Genomic DNA, 13,194 nt, shown 5'->3' on the forward strand with positions numbered 1-13,194 from the left:
AACCCCTCCTTAAACGGCCCCATACTCCTATTATTCCCGTTTAGGTGGAGTTTACACTGAGACGTTTGGGAGGTTCTTTCCCGTCTTGCTTGAAGGGATATGTCGATAACGGGATATATTTAAGATCAAACCGATCTGAATCAACGTAATAATAAGGGAACTACCACCATACGAGATCAACGGCAGTGTAATCCCGGTTACCGGTATTACTCCAGTGACGACTGCTAGGTTAACTGTTGTCTGAAGCGCTAACGATGATATGAGCCCAAAACCTAAGAGCCGACCAAAGCGGTCTGGGCATTCGCGAATTACATAGTAGGCTCGCGTATATAACGAAATTAAGAGGAATAATAAAAACAGGGCACCCACTAAGCCCAGTTCCTCCCCCACTATGGCGAAGATCATATCTGTATGGTTTTCTGGTAGAAAACCATACTTTTGCATACTTCGACCCAAACCAACACCAAACAAGCCTCCCGATCCAAAGGCAATTTCGGCGTTTGTAATCTGATATCCTAAATTAGTTGCGTATTTCCAAGGGTCTAACCAGGCCAAAATTCGATCCCATTGATAACCCCCTGCATCATGGATAAAATATACTAGCGGTATTCCACAGGTTGGGACAGCCGCCAGAAACCAAATCGTCGGAAGTTCTGTCAGAAACAACATAACAGCACTGGTCATTGCCAAAACCATTGTTGTCCCTAGATCCGGTTGTTTGTATACGAGGCCCAAAATCAGGACCGAAACAGGCATCAGGATTCCCAGTGGGGTGCGCCAACTTTTTCCGTGTTGGATTGGATACCTGTCTAGAATGTGCGCATAAAATAGCACCAAGGCCATTTTTGTAATTTCCGAAGGTTGAATATTAACTCCCATAATATTGATCCAACGAGCTGAGCCTTTCGCAGCAAGCCCTGCATCCGTAAAGATAACCGCAATGAGCAGTCCTATACTGATCAGTATGCCAACACCAGCGAAACGACGCCAAAACGCATAAGGGACTTTAATTGCTACAAGCGCGAAAACAACCCCCACAATCGTCCACTTCATTTGTTGGAAAACATAGTAATAGGTGTTTTGCTTAGCGTTAAAGCCGCTCACTGCCCCGGCACTCAACACCATAATTAATCCAAAGGCTATGAGTGCGAGGGCGAGAAACAAGATAGGGAAATCGATAGGTAGCGTTGGTTTTCGTTTAGCCATCTGGATCACCTTCCTTCTATGGTCGGAGGATGTGAAACTTCCTCCGGGCTTGGGTCGCGCGGGTGGTGAAACGGCTGTTGGATTTTATTTTTAGGAGGCCAGTTTGCGTCTATGGACTCAAATGCGCAATGCAAGTGAGGGGACATTTCTTAACTTGCATTGCGTTTCTCAATTATCTACTGCAAGCAAAAACGTGCACTTAGTTCCTTATTTGTCTGTAAACTTAATCTTGCCCAGGACATCACCGATGGTAACTGGTTTGATTTCAGGTTGAGAAGCCATCGCTTCGACATCATTTGCGCGAGTAACGTCTTCAACCATCTCTCGCATACTAAGACTAATTCGTTTCTCCTCTGGCTTACATTCAATGACTTTGGCACATACCACGTCCCCGACCTTCAGCACCTCTTCTACCTTATTAATGCGATGATCCGTTAGCTGAGAAATATGCACCAACCCATCTACGCCGTCTGCAAGACCCACAAAGGCGCCAAACGTAACGATGCGCACTACGACTCCTTCAACTAAAGTTCCTACAGGATATTTTTCTGCTACCTGAAGCCACGGACTTACTTTTAGCTGTTTAAGCCCTAAAGATATTTTACCTGTTTGCTGATCAAATTTTAACACTTGAAGTTCCACTTCGTCTCCGATCTTCAACATTTCGGAGGGGTGCTTAATTCGAGTGTAGGCCATGTCCGAAATATGAAGCAAACCGTCAACCCCACCGATGTCAACAAATGCTCCAAAATCTGCTAATCGTCGCACGACTCCAGTCACAATATCGCCTTCTGTGAGGGTCTCGAGTCGTTCTTGACGCTTAACTGCCCGCTCTTCTTCCAAGATAACTTTTTGTGAGAAGACAGCCTTCCGATTATCGGGATCAAATTCAATCATCCGCAAGCGCAATGTTTTTCCTAAAAACTGATTCAAATCTTCGATATAATCAAGATGGATTTGCGAGGCAGGTACAAAACCGCGCATACCCACATCGACAACCAAACCACCTTTAACTATTTCGATAACTTTTGCACTAATCTCTTCTTTACTCTCTACTAATCCATTGAGACGTGCCCCCCCATTCCGTTCATGCCGCCTGGAAAGGTCCGCAGGTCCTTCTTCTTCTTTAACCCGTTTTGATACTGGTGCAATTTTTTCCCAGTCGTCCATACTAATTTCATTTTCGTCAATTTCAGTCATTTTCTGATAAACCTCCTCAATTATCCAATCTGGTGTAGAAGCCCCTGCGGTTAGACCCGCAATTTTCACTTCATCAAACCACTTAACTTCCAATTCTTCCGCCGTTTCAATAAGATATGTTTTGGTCAGTTCCGCACAAATACTCGCTAGTTTTTCCGTATTTGCACTATTGCGCCCACCCACCACCACCATAACGTCAACTGTTTGTGCCAACTCGCGAGCAGCCTTTTGTCGTTCTGCCGTTGCGTTGCAAATCGTGTTGTGAACGGTTAGGTCGTTAGTGTGGAGTTTTAGCTCTTCAACAATCCCTTCAAAACTTTCTGCTAGTTGGGTTGTCTGGGCTAAAACGGCTAGCTGAGAGTAAAACGAAAGTTCTTTGGCTTCCTCGAGCGTTTGAATAGGTATGGCCTGTTCCCCAGCCCAACCTAGAATTCCCTGAACCTCAGGATGAAGTTTGTCTCCCATTACAATGACTTGCTGCCCCATCTGAGCAGATTCTGCTGCTAGTCGCTGCGCTTTCTGAACAAAGGGACACGTAGCATCCACCACTTGAATTCCTTTATTTTCGGCGCCCTGATAAACATTAGGTCCTACACCATGGGAACGGATTATAAGGGCCTGTTCTGTTGATACCTCTTCCAAGGCATTGACAACACGAATTCCGCGCTCTGCCAAGCGTTTTACAACCTGTTGATTGTGAATGAGTGGTCCGAGGGATACAGAAGGAGAATTTTCTACTGTCCGCTCTGCCATATCCAAGGCGCGCTTAACCCCAAAACAAAAACCAGCTTTTGCCGCCAGTTTAACTTTCATAGCCCTTGGCCTCCCTAAAAATTTTAAAGATTTAGTTCTCTACTGAGTTCTTAAATTCCTGCTATTTGAAGCGGAAATGTCTCCACCAAAGTAAATCATTTAGCAATGGACAATTCGTGCATTGCCTGCATAATACGATCAGCAATCCATTCTCTACGATTTTCTACCCCATCTGGCGCCTTTAGCATTTCAGGAGTCATAGGCTTACCTACCACTACCGCTATGTTTCCCCAGCCTTTTGTTAACAATTTACGTGTCCCATATACCTTGACGGGGACGACCGTTGCTTTGCTTTTTTCCATGAGAAGAACCATTCCCGGGAGGCCTTTTTGGATTTCTCCGTTTTTGGACCTTGTCCCTTCAGGAAATAGCCCTAAGACACTCCCCTCTTTTAAGATGGCCAAAGACTGTCGGATGGCATTCATATCCCCCTGCCCACGTTTTACTGGAAAGGCACCAAGTTTAGAGAAAACCTTCCCTAAAACAGGTATAGAGAAGAGTTCTTCTTTGGCCATAAAATATACTTTGCGAGGCAGACTAGACGCAGCGACTAAGGGATCCCAGATGCTTTGGTGGTTAATCGCTAAAATAACAGGACCTTCAGCCGGTATATTTTCCACGCCCTGGATATTCCACCCCATTAGCTTAAACTGGAAGCTGAACATCCCTTTCGCAAATTCATATAACGTCATCATCAACCCTCCTTGTCAACGCTACAATTTTAACGACTATTTCCTCCACACCAAGGCCCGTAGTATCCAGAATGACAGCATCTTGAGCTGGTTCTAGCGGAGAAACCTCCCGTTCCATATCCTTTCGATCACGCTTTTGCATATCCTGCGCGACTTCTTCGTAAGGCACATTTTTCCCTGCTTTCTCAAGCTCCACCCACCTTCGATTTGCCCGTTCCTGTAGTGTTGCTGTTAAGAAAATTTTGAGAGAAGCGTCTGGCAGAACATGGGTACCTATATCACGCCCATCCATAACCACACCTCCCCGCTTAGCCTCCCAGCGTTGCAATTCGACCAAGCGTTCCCTGACTCCCACATAAGCTGCAACAGTAGAAACAGCGCGAGAAATCTCTGGATTTCTAATTGCCTGAGTGACGTTTTCCCCATCACACCAGACTGTACCTTCAGCCGAATGATCCAAAACTACCTCCGCACTTTTAGCGATTTGAGTAACACTATGTTCGTCTTCTAAAGGGACTTTGTTCATAAGGGCTTTATAGGCTATTGCGCGATACATCGCTCCAGTATCGACATAGAACAAATTTAACTGCTTCGCAAGAAGCTTTGCCACTGTACTTTTACCAGCACCTGCAGGACCATCGATGGCAATTTGCAATGCCTGTTGTTGTCTTTGCTTCACATTAAAATACTCCTTTTTATTTAATATAGTAAGCTCGCTGCGATCAATGTAGCAACTATGTTATTTAAAGCGTGTAACGCAATAGCTGGGTAGAGTGACTTATATTTATCATAAAGATAAACTAAGAACATACCTAACATAAAACGCGGGAAAAATCCGTAGGCTTGGAAATGAAGCGCGGAAAAAACCGCAGCACTCAGCACCGCAGATGTCCATTTTCCAAAGTACGCTTGCAAACTTCCAAAAATAATACCTCGAAATAATATTTCTTCTACCACGGGGGCTAATCCGCCCGCTAAAATTAAATTCAGGATCAATGTATACCAGGTAGCTTGGCCTAGCAACTTGGAATATACATCTGTGTCCGGTGGGGTTAAACCGTGCTGGTAGAGGAAAATTGCATAACTAATATTTATAACCCAGGTCAAGGCATACACTCCCATGATCTTGGGAAATGCTTTTCTTAGTGCCACAGAAGACCAACCAAAATCCGCCCACTCCCAGTGTCGGATTCTCTTCACAGTCCAAATCAGGAGCGCAAAGGCTAACTGTGTTAGAAACGCATTAAGATACATTAAAATACGTTCATAAGGCAAGTGCTCCATTAACCAGAACGTTCCAAAAGCCAAGATAACGTAAATGCAAATAATCCCGCCCAAAACCATAACCAAATCTACCCAACTCAAGTTGCGTTTCAAAAGAGAATTCGATTGGATTTCTTCGTTCATATTCGCACTCCTTCTTTTCTCGTTGCTGACACATATTTCTCTGATGATTTTCTCACACTAAACCCAGAAGGAGGAATTCACTTGAATCAACCAGATACAACACTTCAAATTTATCATCGTCATTTTAAAATCCCCATAGAGACTTATTTCAATACGGTTACCGATTATCTGGATCCCTGGGATGAGCGCGCTTATCAACATGCCGTCCACCAGCTCTTAGAGGAAACAAATGATCGCGGGATCGTAGGAATGGTGCGGCAAGAAAAGGATGACAATTATATATATTTAGATGCAGCAGTTCGTTATCCGTCCATGGATGGGCAAATATCCCGCTAGCCATGGATAGCGATATGGGGATCTAACTAGTATGAAAAAGCAGTTTTCCTAAGTCAGGGACACTTTGGACGATAAAGTCTGGAGACGCGATGCGTAGTTCTTCGGCGGTTCCATACCCATATCCGACAGAAATAACATCAATATGGTTAGCTCTAGCTCCATGGACATCATAACTGCGGTCTCCAATCATCACGGTGTTTGCCCGTGAACTAGCGGGTATAGTTTTCAACACTTCAGCAATTAAACAATCTTTCTCCACAAATTTACCGTTTAACTCGCTTCCCATGATAACACTAAAGTAAGAATCCAGTAAGAAATGTTGAAGAGTTTTTTCGGCAAAGACCCTAGGCTTAGACGTCGCCAGATAATGTCTACAGCCCTTTTCTTGTAACTGAGCCAACAGCTCTGGAATACCAGGGTAAACAAAATTTTCATAGAGGCCTATTTCTCGATAGCGCTCTCGATAAATCGAGATAGCTTGGTTTAATATTGCTTCATCCTTCGTTTGAAATAATATTTTAAAGCTCTCTTTTAAAGGCGGCCCAATAATCCAATCTAGATCATCAGTCTCTCGAACAGGATAATCTAGACGTTCTAAGGCGTAGTGAACAGAGCGGGTAATCCCTTCTTTAGGATCTGTTAATGTCCCATCGAGATCCCAAAGTAATACATTGTAACGCAATGATATACCTCCAAAATTATTCCCATAAATTTCCCCGGATGAATTCGATCCAAAAAAGCCATTCTAAGACTAAAGGAAGGAGGACGCAACTATGTTTTATCATCAAAGACACCATCACGCCCATGGATTTCTCTTTATACTAAGTTTAATGGCTGCTTTCTTACTCGGTAGAAAATCCGAACAGTATGGCTTTACCATTATATCACGAGGGTGTGGATGTAATGGTGATCTCGACGATGAAATGGATATGATGGACGATCCAAACGTTTCCACTCCAAGCTATCCTCGATAATCCCTGATTGACGTATATTACGTCTATTCCAATTATAACTTACCTTCACTACATTTAACATAACGGAAACTCCGAGAGCAATCTCGGAGTTTCTTTATGCTATACTCGCAATTTGGTGTTCAATGGGCTCAATTGAGTATTTGATCGTCAACCAAAGTATAGAAATGTTCTTAGAAACTTGCTCAAAGGTTGACATTTTACCCCAACAAATTCTATGTAAGAAATAATTCTGGTTCTCTTCGAGAAGCAAACTCGATCTCTAATTCCTGTTTATGTCTTAAATAATTCTGATCATCATAATACTTTGCCTGCGTTGGACATTTTTTAATGCACGCACCACATTTAATACAGATTCCATTTAATTTAGAGACATCTTCAGCATCAATGGAACCCATAGGACAGAGATTAGCACATAGTTTACAGTCAATACAATTACTGTTTGTCTTTGGAACAACCTTTCTAATATCCGCAGGACTACCATCTTTAGTTTTAGGTACATAATGTTTTCTGTAAGGTCGAGTTCCCTTGACAACCACGGTCTCAATTTCCTCTTGAGTTGTTATTTTTTTACCTATTTGTTTAGCGAAATCATCAATTATGGCCATATCTTGCTCATCTGGCCTATTTTTGGCAAGAGTTATCGAAAATGAGTGTTCTCCAATAAATGCTCCTCCCGCAATCACCTTAAAACCGTTAAGCTGGAGAACATCTTTCAATTCTATTAAAGCATCGTCATAGTTTCTATTTCCATAAACAACTACAGGGATTGCCAAGGCACCATTACCCGTAATAGTATTTAAATATTTTAGTAATATGTTAGGAACTCTTCCGGCATAGACCGGAACTCCTATTATTAGAATATCTTCTTCTGTAAAAGACACTGGTTTTGTTCTAACTTCTGGCAATGTGAAATCAATAGTATTGATGGCGATTTCCGTAGAAATATTTTCTGAAACTTGCCAAGCTATTCCAGACACTACTTTTTTGGTGGTATCAGTAGCGCTAAAATACATAGCATTGATAGTTTTATTCATTACAATACCTCCTCTAACACGATTCCCTACTTGTTACACTTGCCGATTGGCACTATGATGTCCTCTAGCCTTCTCAATCGAAACTCCGAGGTTTTCTCCTTTCTATTTTATCCTCAAGCCTTGTTCAATGGGCTCCGTGCGGAAATATTTCATCTGAGTTACGGGAACATAGGGCAATCCGCTGTCTAAGGACAGTGGCTCAAGCGCTCTAATGAGGAGAGGCCATTTTTCTATGGATTGAGTATTTAATCGCTCAAACAAAGTGATAACCTTTTCAACACTCTCATCAAAAAGGTCCTCCAAAGTCATGTCATGATGAGCACCGGTTACAGGATGGAGCCAATCTAGACTTGACTCAAAAAAAGACAAGTTCAGCGGTTGTGGATAGAATAAAGCTTCGTACTTATCGACCGATGGATGCCCAAGCCGTCGGTAGAAGGCTAAGATACGCCATGGGGTTGACCAACCAAAGGCAGTTTGTAATAAACGATGGTTGCGCCATGCCTTATTAACTTGCTTTCTTATGTTTTCATCTTCCAGCTGAGTGTAGCGTCCAACAAGCAATTCCAAAGCTTCTCGCCCTGCTTCGCCCGTTTCGCGCCAGAGTGTAATCAGGTCAAGCGGATATTTGAGCGGTTTGACGTTCTCTAACCAAAGGTCGATCGCAGTCTCTAATAAACGATGACGAAACACTGCCTTCCCCCGTCCCTCTGGATCCTCAGCAAAATAATTTCCGCTCATATAGTAAACCATGGGGTGGAAGGTGCTGTCGGCGACAAAGTGTGTCAACATACCCAGTATAAAAGCAATTTGATTGCGTTTATTGTTCTGACTAAGTGCCTCCTCCATCATTTTAATCAGTGGATCAAGAGTATCCTCCCCGTCCACACCATGGAGCTGGTTTGCTACTCGCTCAATGTTCGCTTCTGTCGGCTTAGAGAAATCATAAAAGCCAATATCATGGGCTATGGCGCCGAAATAATACAGGGCAGGGTTGCACTCAATAAGTTCCCCTACCTGAGCTGGGACTCCCCGCTGCAAAACTGCACGGGCAATATGCCAGTGGGTTAATTCCTTTGGCACAATATCCCTCCCCTTTTAGCTACGTACTAAATTAGTCGATCAGCTTTACAATATACCTCACATTAACAAATGGCCACAACGTTAGCCAGATTATCCGTGGCTTCGACTGTTGTCTCCATGAGCTGTTTCCTATTAATTGCCCTCTATTTCAACTTCTGTGTTTTCTAGAAATTGAGCTACCATATTGTAAAAGCCTATCGTAAGGGTTAGTTCTACTAACTCCTGGTGGCTGAGGAACTGGGTCAGTTCCTCAAAGGCCTCTGCACTAGCTTTCACGTTAGCTGTGACCTCCTCAGTGTATCTGAGAATGGCCCGTTCTTGATCATTAAATTCTGAACGATCCTCGTCTAGCCTAATTGCTACTATTTTCTGTTCCGATAAGCCAACCTGCCTTGCCATGATTTCGTGCTGGTACCACTCATACTTAGAGTTACATAACCTGGCTATCCGCAGGATAACTAATTCCCGAAGACGGGCATCAAGTTTTGCTTGAGTTAGCAGAGAATTTCCTAAACGCATGAAATGACGTACGCTATTTTCCGCATGAGCCATCATTCTGTTAATATTCAAGCCGCTTAGTTGAGATTTTCCTCCTGTGATCATATTGCGAGTCTTATCCGGCATTTCCTCCAATGATAGCATTGGCAATCTAGTCATTTTTCTTCCTCCTTCAACTCCACAATCCCTGAAATTGTGGGTATTCTTAGAAGCCTGCCAGTTTACCGGCAGGCTTCTAAGTTTAACACCTGTTAGATTCTATGGTGAACGAGTTTTCACTTGTTTTCGGTCGTCCTTGTCTATCCCACCCTCTTAATTTGTAATATTCGTCGAGCATAAAGTCCAGTTCTTCTACACTGATAACATCCCGACCTTCGTTCAGCGGTTCTCTGAACATCCGCTTCGGCAGTGTATCCTGTTCTCTAGTTCCACCTTCTCGAAGATTAAAAACTTTAGTTAAAGTTACAATCCTGTTGGCAAGCTCTTCTAGTTCTGGCTGGGTATAATCCCAGCCAGTAAGTGCTTTTACTAAAAGGCTCAGTTCTGGCCACAGGATCATGTCCCTATAAAAGACACATAAGATCTGGGCATTAAAAATCGTCAACCTATTTTCAAAATCGATGAACATCTTGGCTTTACCTTCGGTAATGGCAGAATCGATCATCCCACTTAACTCTGCCTTATAAAATGTTGCTCTGAGATGGCAGGCGCCCCTGGCCGAAGTGGCGTAAGCAAGTCCCATGCCTTTAAGTACCCGGGGGTCATAGCCTGGAGGTTCCAAACCTTTGACATGTATTGCAATATCCTCGAGATCCCAAACCTTGGCGGCATGTTTAATCCCTTGGGACAAGATTACCCCTAGCCCTCTTACATTGGCGATATCCTCGAGTAAGTCAGCTACCCCCAATGCATCACCGTAACTTAAGTTGGCTTCCACTTTACCGCGCAGAACAGCCTCTATAGTAAAGGCCGCCAAATTCCCTGCCGTGATTGTATCCATCCCTAAACGGTCACAAAGATCATTTAAGTGGAGGATCTCAGCTAAATCACTGATGCAGCAAAGCCCCCCAAAGGCATAAATAGTCTCATACTCTGGCCCTTCTACTTTTAGCGCGTTATACTTGCCCTTAGTGACAGTTGTCAGCTTGCCACAGGCTAAAAAACAATTGGGACAGGCATTCGGTTTGACCTCGTGTTCAGTGAGCAAGGTGTCCCCACTAAGCTCTTTCCAATGCTCATAAACCCCTTCGGACCAGTATTTAGTTGGGAAAGTTTCGGCACAATTCATGGTTTTAACCATCTGGGTGGTGCCGTAAGTTTGATACGCTTTAACGGCCAGGTTATCTTTAGCCTTCGCCGTCAGGGATTTAATTAAATTCTTGAGTAGTTGCGGATCAGCTATCTCAGCTCGGGCCTGACCGTGGAAAACAATAGCTTTAACTTTTTTCGAGCCCATCACTGCGCCCATACCAGTGCGACCAGCTGAACGCCAATAGTTATTTTCTATACACGCGAACCGCACTAAATTTTCCCCTGCCGGACCTATCACTATTGCCTGCGCTTCAGGCACTCCAACCTCCTCTAAAACCCGATCTTCCGTCTCAAAGGTATCTTTACCCCAGAGATGACTGGCGTTTCGAAACACGACTTCACCATCGGATATTTCTAGAGAAAGCGGCACGTCTGCAGCTCCCTCCAAAATAATCGCGTCGTAGCCGGTTTTTCGCATCAGAGGCGCGACTTTGCCCCCTGAAGTTGATTCGCCATATAATCCTGTTTGCGGCGATTTACTATATACTCCGTATCGGCTTGAACCCCACATTCCTGTGCCAGTAGCTGGACCGGCAACAAAAATAAGCTTGTTGTCCTCCGAGAGTGGGTCAATCCCTATCTTAACATTTTCTAAAAGCAAGTAAGAACCCAGACCCTTTCCCCCAAGGTAGGTCTTAAATATTTCCTCCGGAATCTCCTCAACAATATGAGACCTATTCGTAACGTTAATCCTTAAGAGCTTTCCAAAAAAGCCTTTCATTTCGCACCCCCCCATTTACTTTCATTCCGACTTATAACTATTTTCACAAATGTTTATTTACAGGTACAAAACCCATTCTCAATTCCCCTACCACTAGTTCAAGCATACTGTTAGAAAGGGCCTTCCAACAAGGCAACTAGGACTCTACGATACTTAATCCGTAAAGGGGACTAATTTGAACACTACAGGAGCACAATAGTCTGGACATTGAACGGTTACCTCCCCGTCGAAACCTAGCGCCTCAGGAGCAACCTTCTTGCGGAGGGCAAATACAAAAGGGTACATTGCATTCAGCGCCGTGACACAAACATTACTAGACTTATCTGAATCGATTAAAGGCCCGTCAATAATAATTTGATCCCCTGCGTTGTACAATTTACACTGGGAGTTCAAGACAACAATTTTAATCTTGTCTTCTTTGAAATCACTCATCCTCATACCTTCTTTTCTTCATTAAGATTATTAATGCCCTCCCAAATAGGCATTTTTTACTTCGGGGTCATCAATGAGATCACCAGCCTTACCACTTTTAAGCACTGCTCCATTTTCTAGAATATAAGCACGGTTAGCAGTATGTAGAGCAGTCATGGCATTTTGTTCAACAAGTAGAACTGTTTTTCCGGCCTGATTAATGCGTTTGATCACAGCAAAGATCTCTTTAACAAATAACGGGGCCAAGCCCATGGAGGGTTCATCTAATAATAAAGTGTCCGCCCCTGTCATTAAAGCTCGTCCAATCGCCAACATCTGCTGTTCTCCGCCCGACAGATTGCCTGCGGCTTGCTTTTTTCGCTCCGACAAACGGGGAAACTGTTTATAGACATCTCCCATATCTTCTTTAACTTTAGCATGATCTTTTCTGTTATAGGTAGCTAGTATCAAATTTTCCTCGACTGTTAATTTCGTTAACATGCCCCGCCCCTCTGGAACATGGGACAATCCTTGTCGGGCGATTAGATGAGAGGGGGAATTTGTAATGTCTTTATTTTTAAATCTTATCGTACCAGAACTAGGGCGCACCATTCCAGAAACAGCCCGCAACGTACTCGATTTCCCAGCTCCGTTTGCGCCAATTATGGTTACAATTTCACCTTCTTCGATATAAAAAGAAATCCCTTGCAGCGCTTTAATCACGCCATAAACAACTTCCAGGTTTTCGACTTCCATAATTTTGGCCATTAACCCACCTCCGCTTCACCCAAGTATGCCTTAATCACAACAGGATTGTTTTGTATCTCCTGAACAGTCCCGTTGGCAATAACCTGGCCAAAATTCATGACTGTAGCATAATCACAGAGACCTTCCACTAATTTCATCTGATGTTCAATTAAGATGATCGTTATATCGCTGTATTGTCTCTTGACTTCTTTGATCAGGCCTACTAAACCTTGTACCTCGTGCGGATTCATACCTGCAGCTGGTTCATCCAGCAACAATAGTTTCGGTTCCGTAGCAAGTGCCCTAGCAATTTCTAACTTTCTCTGCATTCCATATGGCAAGTTTCCAGCCTTGTCCTCCGCTCGCGCATCGAGTCCAAAAAGGTTTAATAAACTATTAATTTTTGCCGACAAATTTTTAGTTTTTTGTTTCCCTAACCCGCGGCGGTAGATTTGTCCAACATGGATATTCTCCACAACTGTAAGGTCATTGAACAAGCGTAAGTTTTGAAAGGTTCTGGCCACTCCAAGACGAGAGATTTCGTAAGACTGTTTACCGACCAAGCTTATTCCATCGAGCAGAATCTGACCGGTAGTAGGATGGTATATTCCAGTAATTAAATTAAACAACGTCGTCTTACCGGCTCCATTAGCTCCAATTACTCCATAGATCATCTTCGATTTAACATTGATATTTAAACTGGAAATAGCCTTCAAGCCACCGAACATATGGTTCAGATCTTTGATTTCCAGCAACTCCAT

The 13,194-nt window shown here is 43.4% G+C and carries 15 protein-coding genes; 2 read left to right on the forward strand and 13 right to left on the reverse strand.

The genetic code is table 11. The annotated features are described in order from the left end of the window. Positions 1-51 precede the first annotated feature (51 nt). From ftsW to E4K67_RS13395, 5 genes are all read right to left on the reverse strand, one after another. Complete coding sequence (gene ftsW, locus E4K67_RS13375) at positions 52-1,206, reverse strand: putative lipid II flippase FtsW (RefSeq protein ID WP_135547471.1); 1,155 nt, start codon at positions 1,204-1,206, stop codon at positions 52-54. 207 nt (positions 1,207-1,413) lie between these two features. Then, positions 1,414-3,219, reverse strand: coding sequence for a 4-hydroxy-3-methylbut-2-enyl diphosphate reductase (locus E4K67_RS13380; protein ID WP_135547473.1), 1,806 nt, complete (start codon positions 3,217-3,219; stop codon positions 1,414-1,416). A 95-nt stretch (positions 3,220-3,314) separates the two neighbouring features. Continuing rightward, entirely contained in the window at positions 3,315-3,911 is a 597-nt protein-coding gene (locus tag E4K67_RS13385) for a lysophospholipid acyltransferase family protein (RefSeq protein ID WP_135547910.1), read from the reverse strand. Continuing rightward, positions 3,898-4,590 carry a (d)CMP kinase gene (gene cmk / locus E4K67_RS13390; protein ID WP_135547475.1) on the reverse strand — a complete coding sequence of 231 codons (693 nt, stop codon included), beginning with the start codon at positions 4,588-4,590 and terminating at the stop codon, positions 3,898-3,900. The genes E4K67_RS13385 and cmk overlap by 14 nt, the downstream gene beginning before the upstream one ends. A 20-nt stretch (positions 4,591-4,610) precedes the next feature. Continuing rightward, complete coding sequence (locus E4K67_RS13395) at positions 4,611-5,318, reverse strand: CPBP family intramembrane glutamic endopeptidase (RefSeq protein ID WP_135547477.1); 708 nt, start codon at positions 5,316-5,318, stop codon at positions 4,611-4,613. Positions 5,319-5,399: 81 nt separating this feature from the next. Here E4K67_RS13395 and E4K67_RS13400 point away from each other — a divergent pair, with 81 nt between their 5' ends. Then, positions 5,400-5,654 (forward strand): hypothetical protein, encoded by a 255-nt coding sequence (locus E4K67_RS13400; RefSeq protein WP_135547479.1) that lies wholly within the window; start codon positions 5,400-5,402, stop codon positions 5,652-5,654. A 22-nt stretch (positions 5,655-5,676) separates the two neighbouring features. Here E4K67_RS13400 and E4K67_RS13405 read toward each other — a convergent pair whose 3' ends face one another. After that, positions 5,677-6,336, reverse strand: a complete 660-nt coding sequence (locus E4K67_RS13405) for an HAD hydrolase-like protein (protein WP_135547481.1) — start codon at positions 6,334-6,336, stop codon at positions 5,677-5,679. Between the two features lie 91 nt (positions 6,337-6,427). Between E4K67_RS13405 and E4K67_RS13410 the strand changes: the two genes are divergently transcribed. Beyond that, positions 6,428-6,628 (forward strand): hypothetical protein, encoded by a 201-nt coding sequence (locus tag E4K67_RS13410; RefSeq protein ID WP_135547483.1) that lies wholly within the window; start codon positions 6,428-6,430, stop codon positions 6,626-6,628. Between the two features lie 212 nt (positions 6,629-6,840). Here the strand turns inward: E4K67_RS13410 and E4K67_RS13415 are convergent, their stop codons facing one another. The 7 genes from E4K67_RS13415 to E4K67_RS13445 form a co-directional block, all read right to left on the reverse strand. Next, the gene (locus E4K67_RS13415; protein WP_135547485.1) at positions 6,841-7,662 is read right to left on the reverse strand and encodes an EFR1 family ferrodoxin; all 822 of its coding nucleotides are present in this window, start codon (positions 7,660-7,662) and stop codon (positions 6,841-6,843) included. Positions 7,663-7,764: 102 nt separating this feature from the next. Continuing rightward, on the reverse strand, positions 7,765-8,745 hold the full coding sequence (locus E4K67_RS13420) for a zinc dependent phospholipase C family protein (RefSeq protein ID WP_135547487.1): 981 nt from the start codon (positions 8,743-8,745) through the stop codon (positions 7,765-7,767). Positions 8,746-8,877: 132 nt separating this feature from the next. Continuing rightward, complete coding sequence (locus tag E4K67_RS13425; protein ID WP_135547489.1) at positions 8,878-9,402, reverse strand: carboxymuconolactone decarboxylase family protein; 525 nt, start codon at positions 9,400-9,402, stop codon at positions 8,878-8,880. A gap of 82 nt (positions 9,403-9,484) precedes the next feature. Next, positions 9,485-11,275 carry an aldehyde ferredoxin oxidoreductase family protein gene (locus E4K67_RS13430; RefSeq protein ID WP_135547491.1) on the reverse strand — a complete coding sequence of 597 codons (1,791 nt, stop codon included), beginning with the start codon at positions 11,273-11,275 and terminating at the stop codon, positions 9,485-9,487. 153 nt (positions 11,276-11,428) lie between these two features. Beyond that, a complete protein-coding gene (locus tag E4K67_RS13435) occupies positions 11,429-11,707 on the reverse strand; it encodes a TIGR04076 family protein (RefSeq protein ID WP_135547493.1) in 279 nt (92 codons plus the stop codon). A 30-nt stretch (positions 11,708-11,737) separates the two neighbouring features. After that, positions 11,738-12,454: an ABC transporter ATP-binding protein gene (locus E4K67_RS13440; protein ID WP_135547495.1), complete on the reverse strand. Its 717-nt coding sequence runs from the start codon at positions 12,452-12,454 to the stop codon at positions 11,738-11,740. Next, the gene (locus E4K67_RS13445) at positions 12,454-13,194 is read right to left on the reverse strand and encodes an ABC transporter ATP-binding protein (RefSeq protein WP_135547497.1); all 741 of its coding nucleotides are present in this window, start codon (positions 13,192-13,194) and stop codon (positions 12,454-12,456) included. Before E4K67_RS13445 ends, E4K67_RS13440 begins: the two co-directional genes overlap by 1 nt.

Source organism: Desulfosporosinus fructosivorans, from assembly GCF_004766045.1.
In the GTDB taxonomy this organism is placed as follows: Bacteria; Bacillota; Desulfitobacteriia; order Desulfitobacteriales; family Desulfitobacteriaceae; genus Desulfosporosinus; species Desulfosporosinus fructosivorans.